The sequence below is a fragment of the Streptomyces sp. NPDC006365 genome (assembly GCF_042870755.1).
In the GTDB taxonomy this organism is placed as follows: Bacteria; Actinomycetota; Actinomycetes; order Streptomycetales; family Streptomycetaceae; genus Streptomyces; species Streptomyces xiangluensis.
The window spans coordinates 1-13315 of record NZ_JBIAHS010000026.1 but is presented as its reverse complement, the minus strand read 5'-3'; the positions used below and the strand labels follow the sequence as shown (position 1 = coordinate 13315).

Genomic DNA, 13315 nt, shown 5'->3' with positions numbered 1-13315 from the left:
GGTCACTTCTCCTTGGCGTCGGCGCCGAGCTGGAGCGTGTGCCAGCCAGGGCTCAGCTGAAGATCCTGCTTGCGTACCTGGCCGCTGCGGTCCCGCCAGAGGAGGTCGACCCGCACGGGACCGTCGGTCTCCTGGCCCAGGCCGATGTGCACGTCGCTGCTGCGCCGCCCGGAGTGGCCGCCGCCGCCGTCGACCCGGCCGAGGCGGGTGCTGCCGTCGGACAGCGTCACCGCCGCCTGGGCGCCGATCACCGGAGAGCCCGCCTGGTCGACGAGCTTCAGCCCGAGGTGGTCGCCGGGCTTCGCGGTGGTGTTCTGGTAGAAGACCGGCTCGCCCCACTGGCGGGCGACCGCCATGTCGAGGCGTCCGTCGCCGTCGGCGTCACCGGTGGCGATGCCCCGGGTGGGCACGGGCACGGCCATGCCGAGTTCCTGGGCGAGGTTTTCGTAGCCGCCGTCGCCGGCCTTGCTGAAGAAGCGCAGGGTCTGGTTGCCGGCGAGGTCGTCGCCCTCGCGGACGTTCGGCCACCACAGCGGGTCGGCGACGAGGGCGTCGTTGGAGGTCGCCAGTTCCTGCAGCTGGGGCCAGCGGTTGGTCTTGCCCTTGACGAAGCCGTTGGCCTGGACGATCTCGACGTCGCCGTTGTTGTCGAAGTCGCCGGTCTTCACGTCCCAGCCCCAGCCGGACCAGGCCAGCCGCAGCGGCGCGCTCCGGTCGGTGAAGGGGGCTTCGCCCTGGCTCATCCGGTCCTTCAGGTCCTTCTTGTCCCTGGCCTCGCCGATGAAGGCGAAGTTGGACTCCTGGATGCCGAAGGAGGTGGTGATGTTCGAGACGAAGGCATCGTAGAGGCCGTCGTTGTCGAGGTCGGCGAAGTCGACGCCCATGCCCTTGAAGGAACTGCGGCCCACCTCCTTGGACTTGGGCACGGTTCCGCGGTGCACGGACTTGACCTCGCTGAAGCTGATCTTCCCGGGGCGGGAGGTGTTGTACAGCAGCGCCGAGGTTCCGAAGTCGTGGCCAAGGTACAGCTCGGGCAGCTGGTCGCCGTCCAGGTCGTTGGCGGAGGCCGCCAGGGTCCAGCCCTGGTCGATGCCGTCGGGCAGGACGTCCTTCTGCTCCTTGAAGCCCTGCTCGGTCCAGCGGAAGAAGTGGGATCCGCCGCCGTTCTGGGCGTGCGACAGGGAGTCGTTCATGGTCACTCCGCCGTCCTTGGACGGGTCGAGGACCGGGCTGTCGGGGAAGTAGTTGCCGATGAGGATGTCGTTGTGGCCGTCGCCGTCGAAGTCGGCGACGACGGAGGTGTTGGAGTTCCACAGGGGGCCCGTGTAGGTGTCCCCGCCGTTGCCGGGCACGAGCTCGACCGGTTCGAAGCTGTCGGGGGTCATGGTGGTGGTCGTACGGGCCTCGGTCTTCTCGCCGGACTTTTCGCCGGACTTCGCGTCAGCCTTGGCATCGGACTTCGCGTCCGGCTTCGCGAGGAAGAGCACCGGGGTGCGTCCCCAGTAGTGCACGAGGAGGTCGGTCGCGCCGTCCTCGTTGAAGTCGGCGGGCGTGCAGCCCATCGGCGCCATCGTCTTGCTCTTCGGCAGCGCCGCGGGGTCCAGTGCGAACGGCTCGTAGGTCGCGCTCTTGCGGCCGGGCACCGGAGCCGGTGTCACCACGACCTGGTCGATCCTGGGGTCGGTGACGCACAGGTCGTTGTCCAGCCCGTCACCGTCGATGTCGTTCATGGCGATGCCGGCGCCGACCGAGGAGATCCAGGCCTCGATGTGCTCGTACGCCTTGTTGACCTTGCGGATCGTCTGCTGCGGATGGCCGGACGGCATCGCGATCGACGTCGGTGCGAACGAGAAGTTCTCCGCCAGTTCGCGCCGGTCGGCCGCGGAGGAGTCCGGTACGTGCACGGCGTAGTAGGTGCCCACCATGAGGGCGAAGGCAACGACGCCGGGCGCCTGTTTGGTCAGCCAGGTCCGTGGGTGGGTCATGAGTTCGCATCTTTCTGCGCGAGGGGAACGGCGGAGAGTGCGGCGGCGATCTGCTGTCGCCAGGTCTCGTAGGCCGGTGTGGCACCGGCGTTGCCGGCGGTCGCGTCGGCCGTGGGCATGAGGTCGCGGCAGAGCCTGGCGGCCTCTTCCGGGGTCCGGTCGCACAGCACGCGGGCCGCGAGCCGGGTGTGCGGGATCGTCAGTCCGGCCTTCTCGCGGGCCTCGGTGGCGAACGCGGCGCCCTGGGCGAGCTGCGGGCGGTGCTCGCCCGCGTGCCGGGCGAACTTCTGCAGCTCGCCCTCGTCGGCGCTGCCCGCGTAGGTGGCGGCCAGCCCCGCGCCGCCGTACAGGTCGGGGTGCCGGTGCGCGGGGTAGGCCGCGATCAGTCCGGCGACGGTGTCGGGGTCGGTGCCGCCGACGAACCACAGCGCCCGGCCGATGCCGTGGTCGATCGCCCGCGCGCTGTACGCGGCGGATCCGCCCGCCCAGGTGAAGGGGTGCTCCCGGTGCGGGTCGCGGACGTATTGGTCGGTACGGAAATACGCCTGGTGGAAGCCGTATCCGTCGAGGATCAGCCAGCGCAGCAGCGGGTCGGTCCGGGTCACGTCCGGCCACAGGAAACGCGGCAGCCGGGCCATGGCCCAGCCGATTCCGACGTACACCATGTAGATGTGGTGCTGCCCCTGCCCGGCGAGCAGACCGGTCAGCCTTTTAGTGCTTCCGGCCAGTGCGTCGAGCATCACGGCGCCCATTCCGGCGCCTTCGTAGGCGAATCCGCGGAACTCCCGGTCCACCCCTTCAAGCCATTCCTCGGCTTGTTCAGGCGAACGGGCTTCCACTGCATAGCCATAGCCCTGCAGGAACGTACTTCCGATGGTTTCCAGTTTTTCTTTTGCTTCAGCATTCTTCACATGGAAACCACGGACATCCAGCCTGGTGGCCGAGACATTGGGTGTGAGAATTTTGCGCCGCAGCGCGCGGAGACCTGTGGACACGCGGAGAATCGCCCCCTCATTGATTGTCTGCGATCCCCGGGCCTGAATTCAGTCATCAGCAGGAGCGCAGCTTTACGAGTGGTGCATCACGCCGATGGAGATTCGCTTCACCGGTTCGCCGTCGGCACCTTGCTCCGTACGGCACGACGCCATAGTTCGTACGCAGGAACGCCGGCGTTCCCTGCGTCGGCCACGGCGCAGTCGTCGGCGAGTCCGGACGCCTGTTCCACGGAGAGACCGGCCAGCGCGGAGAGGGCGGCGTGGGTGTGCTCGGGCACCGCCTGCGCGTGGACGCGGGCCTTCGCGGCGAACACGGCGCCCTGCGCGAGGTCGGCCCGGTGCTCGCCCGCCTCGGCGGGCAGCGTCCGCAGGCTGGCCGGGGTGCAGCAGCCGGCGAACGTGGCCGCGAGCCCGACGCCGCTCCACAGGTCGGGCTGCCGCTCCGCGGCGAACCGGCGGACCGCGGCGGCGACGTTCGCCGGGTGGGCGCCGTGGATGAACCACAGCGCGCGGCCGATGCCCTGGTCGACGGCGCGGGGGAAGTAGGCGGCGTCGCCCTGCCACGGGTAGGCGTCGGGCACGCGCTGCTCGTCGACGAAGCGAGGGGTGTGGAAGTAGGCCTTGTCGAAGCCGTAGCCGTCGACGGCCAGCCAGTGCATCTGCGGGTAGAGGGCCGCGTCGGTGAGTTCGGGCAGCACCTTCTTCCACAGCGGCTGTGGGAGGCGCGCCATGGCGAACCCGATGCCGATGTAGTTGAGGAAGATGTGCCGGGCGCCCTCGCCGGTGAGGAGGTCCCGGGTGCGGCTCCCGCGGCCCGGTCCCATCGCGTCCCGGACGACGCAGGCCATCGTCGCGCCCTCGTAGGCGAATCCCTGCAGTTCCGGGTCGATCATGGCCAGCCTGCGCTCGGTCTCGTGCAGGCTCGGCGCCTCGATCCCCCACTCGAAACCGCAGACGACCGCCTGGGGAACGTGCTCCAGCCGTCGGGTGGCAGCCGTCGGCTCGACGGGAAATCCACGCCGGACGAACTCCACATCGGCCAGGGACGGGGCCATGAGCATTCTGCGGAGCGTGCCGATCGCCGCCATGTCCGCCTCCTTGTCTCCACGACGAGTGCAAGAGGGCCTCATCGTCGGGGCGGCGCCGATCCGCGGGCATCTTCAGGCGTGCGCAGGTGTTCGGTGGCCCAGGGCCTCCCTTGCGTTCCCCCGGAGAAAAGGGGGCTGTCAACGGGTCGTACGGACGGCGACTTCCTCGGTGTGCACCTCCCGCGCGCATTCGGTGCAATGCAGCTGGGACTGCACGAGTCCTTCACAGCCGATGTGCTGCGCCTGTCGCGGCGGCCCGCCCTCATTGGGCAGATTACGGTCCCCCCATTGCATGAGGGCGATCACCGCGCGGGCGAGGTCATTTCCTTTCCGAGTGAGCCGGTATTCATAGCGGACCGGCTTATCCTGGTACGGGATCTTCTCCATCAGCCCGTTCTCGACCAGCCTGGCGAGCCTGGCGGCGAGCACATTCCGGGCGATGTCCAGGGTGCTGAGGAATCCGTCGAACCGATTGATGCCGAGGAAAGCGGAGCGGACGATGAGCAACGTCCAGCGCTCCCCCACCACTTCGAGTGACCGCGCAATGTTGCAGTCCTGGCCGTCATAGGTACGTTTCAGCATTCGGTCACGGTAGGCAGCCGACAAGTCCTGTGAAAAGATCGAGGTGGTGAAGTAGGCACGAGTGACCGGCCGGCCGCGGAAAGCGGCGTCCGCGCCGCGTCGCCGGTGGCCGTTCCCGCAGCCCCTGCCACCTGCGCGGGAAGTGAGCACTGCGGAAGACGCCGGGGGTGGTCGGGGCCGTCATCCTGACGTGAGCAACGGCCCTTCCCGCCCGCTCCCCGAAGGAGTCCCGCCCATGGCGGTCAGGGCCAACCGCCGCCCTTCAGACGCCCCGTCGGCCTTGGACCGGCTGAACAGCAGCGGGCACAGAGCGGCGCTCGGCGTGTATCTCGTCATCGGGCATCGTGCTGGGCCACTGGGCGCAGCACCTCGCCCAGGCGGTGCAGCTCTACGTCTACCACCGGCCGCTCTCCGAAGCCCGTGGCGTTCTCGGCATCCCCTTCCCCTGGCTGGTCACGTCGGAGTGGATGCACTACGGCTACGCCCTGGTCATGCTGGTGGGGCTGCTCCTGCTCCGCCCCGGCTTCTCCGGGCGCTCGCGCACCTGGTGGAACGTGTCGCTCGGCATCCAGGTGTGGCACCACTTCGAGCATCTGCTGCTGGCCCAGGCTCTCACCGGGTCGTTCCTCCTCGGGCGGACGGCTCCGACCAGCATCATCCAGCTGTTCTTCCCGCGGGTGGAACTGCCCCTGTTCTACAACGCGCTGGTCTTCGCGCCGATGGTCGTCGCCATGCTGCTCCACCGGCGTGCCGATGCCGCGGCCGCGCGCTGCGGTTGCGCGGTCGTGGACCGCCGAGTGCCGGCGGGGCAGGCGGAATGACCTCCCGTCCCGGTCCGGCCTCCCGTCCTGCGCCGTCGCGGTTGGTGACCGTGGTCCTGCTTCTGACGGCGGTGGCGCTGCTGTACGTCTCGCTGCCCAACACGGGCACGGCGCTGCGGGCGGCGAAGGGGACGGCCGGCCCGGGGTGTTCACCGCGGAGTAACTGGCCTGCATCCAGCATCCGGGACACGAGAGCTGCAGCTGGTCGGGTGCCTTCCTGCCACGTGGAGGTGGCGACGCCAAGCGTGCCTCCTTCTACGGTGCCGACCGCGACAGCATGCGGACGGTGAGTCCCCTCCCGCGGTCGACATCGGGCTGCCGTCCCAGGTCTACGACCCGCGGGGCTCGAAGGAGGGGCTGTTCATCGCGGGTCTTGTGGCCGCGGGCCTGGGCATCCTCGTCTTCCTCGCGCGCGGACACCTCATGCCTCCGCCGCTGGAGACGCCGCAAGCGGCCATCCCGTGAGCGGAGCGGTCCTCCCGTGGCTGTCCCCCGCTCACGCACCTGAAGCGGCACAGGCTCTCGGATCAGGAGGCCAGTGCCGGCTGTCTCTCGGAACGTTCAAGGACGTTGTGCGCATAGGCCGCGCTGACCAGCGTCATGTGGTGGTGCCAGCCCGGGTAGGACCTGCCCTCGAAGTCCTGGAGCCCGAAGCCGCTGTCCAGGTCCCGCAGCGTCTGCTTCGTGTGGGCCCGCATCTGGACCGTGGCGATGACGTCCTCGATCCGCCGGTGCACCATGTTGGTCAGCCACAGGGTGCCGGGCCGCGGCTGCCGGTCGCAGCGGACGGAGACCAGGCGGTACGCGCGCTGCGGCAGCTTCTCGAACGGGCCGCTGCGCGGCAGGCCCACAAGGCCCGCCTGGACCGTCAGGGTCCGGCCCTGCGGTGCCGTACAGATGGTGGTTTCGAGGCTGCCGCCGTAGCCCGACTCGAAGAACTTCCCGGCCGGCAGGACGACGGGCTGGGACCGGCCGTCGCGCCGTGGGGCTTCGAGGTGGCGGCCGACCACCAGCGGCAGGTTGCCCGGCACGGCCACGCCGAAGTCGCAGCCGAGCTGGCTGAATCCGCGCACCAGCGTGCCCGCTCCGGCGTGGGCGCTGAGGTCGGCGATGACGGGGACGGCCGCCAGGCGGGTGCGCTCGCTCATGGCGCGCGCCAGATCGAGGGCGTGGTCCTCGAGACCCTGCGCGGCGACGTCGTGCGGGATGCGGGCGCGCGCCCTGCGGTTGGAGTCCCTGACCCAGGCGCCGGGCAGGAACAGCCGCCAGTCGACCGGGACCGCTCCGTCCCGGTGCACCAGGAACCCGCCGATGCCGACCTGGCAGTTCACCGACCTCCCGGTGTCGGGGACGAAGCGCCGGTGGACGCCGCAGGAGTGCTCGCCGCGCTTGCGCATGACCGCGACGTCGATCTGCCAGGCCACCGGGTTCAGCTGCTGCTCCGCCCAGCGCATGATCTCCTGGTTGGCCGGCTCCCACTCCCAGGGACTGGCGTTGACGAACTGGTGCAGCGACTGCGCGGCCGTCGGCGAGTCCGAGATGGCCGCCGCCAGCCGCCGCATCGACTTCTTGCCCGGGGTGCGCAGCAGGCTCACCAGGTAGGCGTGCGCCCAGCGGCGCTGATCGGCACGGGGCAGGTGGGCGAAGATCTGCTCCGCGAAGTCGAAGGCCGATGCCTGCTGCTGGAGCGAGCTCGTCATGAACACAGCGTGGTCCCCCTGTCGGCCGCAGCGATGCAAAAAAGGATAACGGTTAACCTCTTTTTTTGACCTGCCCGTGCCGCCCTGCCCGGAGACTCTGGGAAGTCGCCTCCGCCCGCGCGGCGGCGAGGCGGGCAAGTACGGGCAATCGGTACGGGTCGGGGTGGCGGCCTGGAGGGCGGGACCGGACGCCGCCCTGGGGGTCAACCGGCCGTTCAGGGGCTTGAGTTCGGCCTGATCGCGGGCCGCCTCGATCGCAGGTCACGGGTCACCAGGGCACAGGAGCGCGGGGGCTCGGGGGCCCGGAGCCACCAGGGCACAGGGGCACAGAGACGCAGGGGTACGGGGCCACAGGAGCGCGGGGACCCGGAGTCACAGCAGCTCAGACCGCACCAACCGCTCGGTATGTTCTGGGTCCGCCCTCCCGGTGTCGCCTCAAGCGGCCCACGGGGCGATCGGGTACCAGGGGATGATCTCCCGGCGGGCGAGCAGCCGGACGTCCCAGTACAGGAACGTGAAGGCGCCGGCGACGATCAGGGCGACGGCGGTGAGGACGGCGGCGCGTCCCGGCTTCGCCATCCACCGCTGCACCCGGGCGCCCGCCACGGCGGACAGCGCCACGAAGACGACCGCCATGATCGCGATGTTGCCCGCCGACTGGAGCGTGAACGCCGCGGCGCCGTACAGCGGGTTCCCGCTCTCCGCCGCGTCCCGGAACAGCTGCCGGAACAACGGGTAGGGCCGCCCGACCAGGAAACCGCCGATCAGCACGCCCATGAAGACGGTCTGCGCGTGCGGAAACCTGCGGCGAAGACGCGCGAAGGGATCACGGACGAACCCGAGCGCGCTCAGCCCCAGACAGAACATCGACAGGCCGACGACGCCGAACGCGACCATGCTCTGCACGGAGCGGCCGGAGAGCACCCCGGGGACGGACTCGGCCTCGGAGAACTGCGGCATCGACGTCCCCACGAACCCCACCAGCACGCCGTACAGCGCGGACACCGTGACCATCCCGAGCGACAGCGGGACCAGCGGCTTGAGCGCCTGCACCACCCGTCCCCACCGGCTGCCCACCGTGCCGAGCAGCGGTGCGATCGTGCCGAAGGCCGCGATGTTGCAGGCGGTGAACGTACCGGCGAGCCCCGACGTGAAGGCGAAGACGATGCCCGCCACGACACCGGAGATCGGCGCCTCGGGGTCGTGGCCGAGCAGGGTTGTGGCGATGTTCCCGCCGATCGTCCGGTCCACGAACTCGGCGGACCACACCACCGTGAGCAGAAAGCCCGCGGCGACGCTCAGCAGGAGCACGCGCCACCGCCGGCGCACCGGTCCGGTTGCGGGTGCATCGGTCTGTCCCGCACGGTCCCGTGACGAGACCTGCATCTTTTGTGCGTGCGTCATCGAGGCTCTCCAGTCGGCTGGTTCGACGGTGGGGAGGGACGCGAGAGCGCCGCCCCAGCGGGAGAGTAGGGAGAACCCCGGTCCGGGAACGTCTCCGAGATTGCCGACCGCGGAGTGCGCGCGTACGGCCGGAGACACCGACCACGGCGGTACGTCGGCACACTTCGGCAAGTCGGGGGGTGGACGGAGAAGCCGGATATTGACAGTCGCGCATTTCAGGCAACTTCGCATTGCCGCGCTGCGCCACGGAGGCAATGCTCTCTGTTGATGCGACTGTCAACAGGAAGCCAGGGAGGACATGACCAGGCAAGACCGTGCGGTGCGTACGCGCAGGACGCTGATCGACGCGGCCGCCGTGGAATTCAACCGGGACGGCTACCACGGCACGACGCTGGCTCAGATCGCCGGTGTCGCAAAGATCTCGATGGGAGCGCTGACCTTCCACTTCCCGAACAAGGCCCAGCTCGCCGATGCCGTCGCGGAAGAGGCGTGGGCCACGGCGAGGACGGTGGTCGAGCACATCGCCGACCAGCCGGCCCCGGCGCTCCAGCGCACGATCGCGTTGACCCTGGAGCTCACCCGACTGATCGAGGAGGAGGTACTTGTACGGTGCGCGGTGCGCCTGTCCCGGGAGCGGCACAGCTCCACCGGCTGGGCCGAGGAGTGGCTGCCGCTGGTCACCAGCCTGGTCGGCCAGGCGCATGCGAGCGGCCAGCTGAGCGGTCATACGCTGCCGGACGACCTGACCGGGCTCATCCGCCTGCTGATCGGGGGCTCCGAGGTGAATCTGCGGAACGCCGAGGCGGCGGCGCCTTCCGACGAGAGTGCCGTCGACCGGCTCCAGCACAGCTGGCGCCTGGTGCTTGAGGGCATCGCACCGTCGGGCAGCGCTGCGACGCTCCCACTGCCGGGCGCGGGCGTGGACGGGACGGCGTCTTTGGGGGGAGCCTCCGTCACCGGGGCCCCGTCCGAATCCCTGTCCGGCGGGCAGGCGTGAACGGCGGGGGTTCGGACGCGGGCTCTGGCTCTCACTGGGCCGTTCGCCCTCCGTCCACGGCGAGCGCCGCTCCGGTGACGAACGAGGAGCGGTCGCTGCAGAGCCAGACCGCCGCCTCGGCGATCTCCTCGGGCGACGCCATGCGCTTCTGCGCCGACCGTCCGCCGACGGCTCCCCCGCCGCCGGGGGTGATCTCCGTGGCGTGCTCCAGGAGTTCCGTGCGGGTGCTGCCGACCACCAGGGCGTTCACCCGTACGCCCTGCTGTCCGTAGTCGGCCGCCGCCGCCCGGGTCAGGCCGAGCACGGCGTGCTTGGCCGCGACGTACGGCGCCGAGGCGCGGGTCGCCCTGACCCCGGCGACGCTCGCCGTGTTCACGACGACGCCGGCGCCGGTGTCGAGCATGAAGGGCAGCTGGGCGCGCATGCAGTTCCACACGCCCCGCACGTTGACGTCCATGACCTGGTCGTAGACCGCGTCCTCGACCTCGTGCAGCCGCTGGCCCGACGTACCCCATCCGGCGTTGTTGAAGGCGCAGTCCAGCCTGCCGAAGGCGGTCAGGGCGGCCTGCACCGCCCGCCCGGCGTCCTCCGGCCGGACGACGTCGCCCGGTGCGCACACCGCGGCGCCGCCGGCCCCGGTGATGTCCTCGGCCACGCGCCGGAGTGCCTCCTCGCGCCGCGCCATCAGCACCACGGCCGCGCCCTCGGCCGCGAACAGCCGGGCCGCGGCGGCGCCGATGCCGCTCGACGCCCCCGTGATCATGACCACCTTCCCCCCGGCCAGGCCGGTCCCTCCGCGGCCTTCCACGATCGCTGCCACCGCGCTCCCTCCCCAGGTGCCGTGTGTGGGGTCACCCCCGGACGAGTGCTGCGCTCTCCGCGTCGATGCGGTGCAGCAGGGCCTCGTCGATGTCCTCCAGCCGGTCGACCAGGTGCCGGACGCCGGACGCCGCCATCAGCCGGCGCTGGAATCCGTGGGCGAAGTCGCTGGGATGCCCGATGAAGGCCGTGCCGAGCCGCCCGGCCTCCGCGGCCACCTCCGCGACGTCGTCGATGAACAGCATCTGGTCGAAGCGCAGGCCGAAGGTGTCCGTGGTGATCTCGCGCAGGCCGGGCCGGAAGTCGGCCGTGCACACGTAGCCGGCGGAGAACAGGTCCACGCAGTCGTCGAGGTGCCGGAGGAAGTGGTCCCGGCCCAGACCGCCGTAGCAGACCGTCTCCAGCCCCAGCGCGCGCAGCCAGACCAGGAGTTCGCGGCCGCCGGGCAGTTGCCGGACCGGGTGGTCGGCGAGGTACTTCTCGCGTGCGGCGAAGTAGGTCTCCAGCACCTCGTCGGGCTCCATGGCGACACCGGCGGCGCGGGCCAGCGCGCGGGCCGCCGTCCTGGGGTTCTGCGAGAAGACGCTCTGTTCGACGGCCTGGGTGTACGCGCCGCCGCGGCTGACCACGAAGTCGTGGATCACGGGGCTGAACGTGTCGTTCAGGAGCACCCCGTCGATGTTGACCGCCGCCACCCGCAGATGGTCCAGCCGCATGATCTCTCCTCTGTCCGAGGGGTGCACAGATACCGGTCCTGACGCGGCGCCGTGGGAATTCCGGCGCCGGCCCGTCGCTGTCTCAATGGCCGCCGCCCACTTCCGCGGTCGCGGTGAAGGCGGTCGCCTCGCCCTGCACGCCCTTGATGCGGACCGTGCGCCGGGCGTCCGCGGAGCGGGGCGGCTGCGGCTCCGCCGTGATGGTGCAGGGGGAGTCGAACTCCACGTAGCGGTGGAACTCGACATCCATCCCGATGGGTATGCCCATGTCATTCTTGGAGTCGAGTGCGTGCGTCGCCTGCCGTACCGCCTCCAGCAGCAGCATGCCGGGCACGTGGTCGACGGGGTGGTCGAACAGGACCGGGTGGCTGGTGTCCACGCGCAGCGTCCACGGTCCGGGCCGGCCCGGAGGGGCGGACGGGGACAGGACGACGTCCTCGGGGATCAGGCGCCCGACCTCGCCCGGCGGCAGCGGCGACGCGGGTTCGGACGCCTCGTCGAAGATCCGGGCCGCATCACCCCGGTCCCCGCGCATCCGGCGGTAGACGGCCGGGGAGTGGCAGGTGAAGCTGGTGGCGGCGGACCCGAGCGGCTCGGAGCCGCGCATGACCTGGAACTCCATGGTGACGGCGGCCGGCACACCCCGTATCCGCCGCATCTCGGAGCAGGTGACGTACAACTGCAGTTCCGCGGGCCGGCGTTCGATGCGCAGGGCGTGCGGGTTGGCGGTGAACCGAAAGCGCGTCCAGATCATCTGGTGGCCGAACGGGACGAGATAGGCGGCGTGCATCAGCAGCGCGGGCGCCTGCCGGACCGTTTCGCACAGCAGCAGCGGGTCGTACCGGGTGCGGCTGGTCCGGTAGAAACTGTGGCTGCGCGGCCATTGGGCGGTGGCGGTGAAGTCGTCGGCCCCGGTCCGCTGCCAACCGGTTAAAAACACCTCGGAGACCGCGGCGCGGTGCACGTATTCCTTGGGGACGGTGGTGGTCAGGACCGCTGGTGGAGCCTCGCCGGCGCGTTCGGCGGATCTGAGCATGATCACTCCAGGAGAGAGGAAGCCCAAGTGGGCGCCAAGAAAAAATAAGGGGCGTTCTGTTTCTCTGTCGAGGGTTTTGACCATGATCCATATGATTTCTGCGCCGACCAGGCACGATCTGCGAGCGCAGCCTCAACTCCACGCGGAATCAGCAGGTACGCCGGAACGGCATGCGGCCACCGAGGATTCGGCCGCGCCCCCGCGGGGGAAGATAGTGAATGTTTGGTTTTTTATGGAGGTACCCGTGGCAACGCGCAGAGTGAAGCAACCCCGGGCGCTGCGGACCCGGGAGTCCATCGTGCAGGCCGCGGCCCAGGTCTTCGACGAGCTCGGCTACAGCGGATCGAGCATCGCCAAGATCGTGGAGCGGTGCGGGACCACTCCGGGCGCGGTCTACTTCCACTTCAAGTCGAAGGAAGCGCTGGCCGACGCCGTGATGGAGGCCCAGTCGCGCACCATCCTCCCGCGCCTCGAGTCACAGCGCCTGCAGCGCGTGGTCGACGCCACCATCGTCTGGGCGCACCAGCTCCAGACCGATTCCCTGCTGCGCGCCGGGGTCCGTCTCACGAGCGAGCGGGGCACCTATCAGGCCCACCTGGGTTCGCCGTACGAGTCCTGGGTGTCGATCCTCGGTGACGACCTGGAGGAGGCGCAGCGCGCGGGCGAGCTGCAGCCCGGGGTCGAGCCCCGGGAGCTGGCGGAGTTCATCCTTGAGGCGTGCACCGGGATGCAGATGTACACCGCCGCCACCACACGCCGGAGCGACCTCCCGGTCCTGGTGGAGCGCATGTGGCGTTATCTGCTTCCGGGTGTGGCGGTGCCGGCCATGATCACGCAGGTGCTCACGCATTCGACGTGGACGCTCGAACTCACGTGACGCTCTGCCGGGCGTCCGCCCCGAGGCGCACCCGGCCGGTCTCCGCCCGGCCCGCACACCCGGGGCCCTGCCGGGCCCTGACCCGTACGGGCCGGGGGCGCCGGTCCGCTGCGTGTGGTCATCGTGACGGCCTTCGGCCTCGACGCGTACCCGTACGCGTACGGGTACGGGTACGGGTACGGGTACGGGTACGGGTACGGGTACGTGTACGGCACGCTGCAGGCGGGCGCGGCCGGGTTCATCCTGCTCGCCCTGAAGAACGCCGGTCCCGTTGCGCGGAACCCCTTCGCCACGG

12 protein-coding genes and 1 pseudogene are annotated in these 13315 nt (G+C 70.2%); 4 read left to right on the top strand and 9 right to left on the bottom strand.

From position 1 onward, the window contains the following. Window positions 1-2 precede the first annotated feature (2 nt). The 4 genes from ACFYO0_RS41660 to ACFYO0_RS41645 form a co-directional block, all read right to left on the bottom strand. A complete protein-coding gene (locus ACFYO0_RS41660; RefSeq protein WP_388686793.1) occupies window positions 3-1985 on the bottom strand; it encodes an FG-GAP repeat domain-containing protein in 1983 nt (660 codons plus the stop codon). Continuing rightward, window positions 1982-2980 (bottom strand): DUF1702 family protein, encoded by a 999-nt coding sequence (locus tag ACFYO0_RS41655; protein ID WP_388686791.1) that lies wholly within the window; start codon window positions 2978-2980, stop codon window positions 1982-1984. The genes ACFYO0_RS41660 and ACFYO0_RS41655 overlap by 4 nt, the downstream gene beginning before the upstream one ends. Window positions 2981-3087: 107 nt before the next feature. Beyond that, window positions 3088-4068 carry a DUF1702 family protein gene (locus tag ACFYO0_RS41650; protein WP_388686790.1) on the bottom strand — a complete coding sequence of 327 codons (981 nt, stop codon included), beginning with the start codon at window positions 4066-4068 and terminating at the stop codon, window positions 3088-3090. A 138-nt stretch (window positions 4069-4206) separates the two neighbouring features. Beyond that, the gene (locus ACFYO0_RS41645) at window positions 4207-4650 is read right to left on the bottom strand and encodes a winged helix-turn-helix transcriptional regulator (RefSeq protein WP_388686788.1); all 444 of its coding nucleotides are present in this window, start codon (window positions 4648-4650) and stop codon (window positions 4207-4209) included. Between the two features lie 344 nt (window positions 4651-4994). Here ACFYO0_RS41645 and ACFYO0_RS41640 point away from each other — a divergent pair, with 344 nt between their 5' ends. Beyond that, entirely contained in the window at window positions 4995-5471 is a 477-nt protein-coding gene (locus ACFYO0_RS41640) for a hypothetical protein (protein ID WP_388686786.1), read from the top strand. 527 nt (window positions 5472-5998) lie between these two features. On the opposite strand, the gene ACFYO0_RS41635 is transcribed toward ACFYO0_RS41640, so the two are convergent. After that, entirely contained in the window at window positions 5999-7171 is a 1173-nt protein-coding gene (locus tag ACFYO0_RS41635; RefSeq protein ID WP_388686784.1) for an IS701 family transposase, read from the bottom strand. A 435-nt stretch (window positions 7172-7606) separates the two neighbouring features. After that, the gene (locus ACFYO0_RS41630) at window positions 7607-8575 is read right to left on the bottom strand and encodes a hypothetical protein (protein ID WP_388686782.1); all 969 of its coding nucleotides are present in this window, start codon (window positions 8573-8575) and stop codon (window positions 7607-7609) included. A 298-nt stretch (window positions 8576-8873) separates the two neighbouring features. Here ACFYO0_RS41630 and ACFYO0_RS41625 point away from each other — a divergent pair, with 298 nt between their 5' ends. Continuing rightward, window positions 8874-9572 (top strand): TetR family transcriptional regulator, encoded by a 699-nt coding sequence (locus tag ACFYO0_RS41625; RefSeq protein ID WP_388686781.1) that lies wholly within the window; start codon window positions 8874-8876, stop codon window positions 9570-9572. Window positions 9573-9603: 31 nt separating this feature from the next. Here ACFYO0_RS41625 and ACFYO0_RS41620 read toward each other — a convergent pair whose 3' ends face one another. From ACFYO0_RS41620 to ACFYO0_RS41610, 3 genes are all read right to left on the bottom strand, one after another. After that, window positions 9604-10335 (bottom strand): SDR family NAD(P)-dependent oxidoreductase, encoded by a 732-nt coding sequence (locus ACFYO0_RS41620; RefSeq protein ID WP_388686923.1) that lies wholly within the window; start codon window positions 10333-10335, stop codon window positions 9604-9606. An 88-nt stretch (window positions 10336-10423) separates the two neighbouring features. Then, window positions 10424-11107 carry an HAD family phosphatase gene (locus tag ACFYO0_RS41615; protein WP_388686779.1) on the bottom strand — a complete coding sequence of 228 codons (684 nt, stop codon included), beginning with the start codon at window positions 11105-11107 and terminating at the stop codon, window positions 10424-10426. Window positions 11108-11189: 82 nt separating this feature from the next. After that, window positions 11190-12143: a ScbA/BarX family gamma-butyrolactone biosynthesis protein gene (locus ACFYO0_RS41610; protein WP_388686778.1), complete on the bottom strand. Its 954-nt coding sequence runs from the start codon at window positions 12141-12143 to the stop codon at window positions 11190-11192. A 244-nt stretch (window positions 12144-12387) separates the two neighbouring features. Between ACFYO0_RS41610 and ACFYO0_RS41605 the strand changes: the two genes are divergently transcribed. Both ACFYO0_RS41605 and ACFYO0_RS41600 read left to right on the top strand, forming a co-directional pair. Then, window positions 12388-13020 carry a ScbR family autoregulator-binding transcription factor gene (locus ACFYO0_RS41605; protein ID WP_388686777.1) on the top strand — a complete coding sequence of 211 codons (633 nt, stop codon included), beginning with the start codon at window positions 12388-12390 and terminating at the stop codon, window positions 13018-13020. Between the two features lie 114 nt (window positions 13021-13134). After that, window positions 13135-13315, top strand: a pseudogene (locus tag ACFYO0_RS41600) (hypothetical protein); the annotation flags it as partial.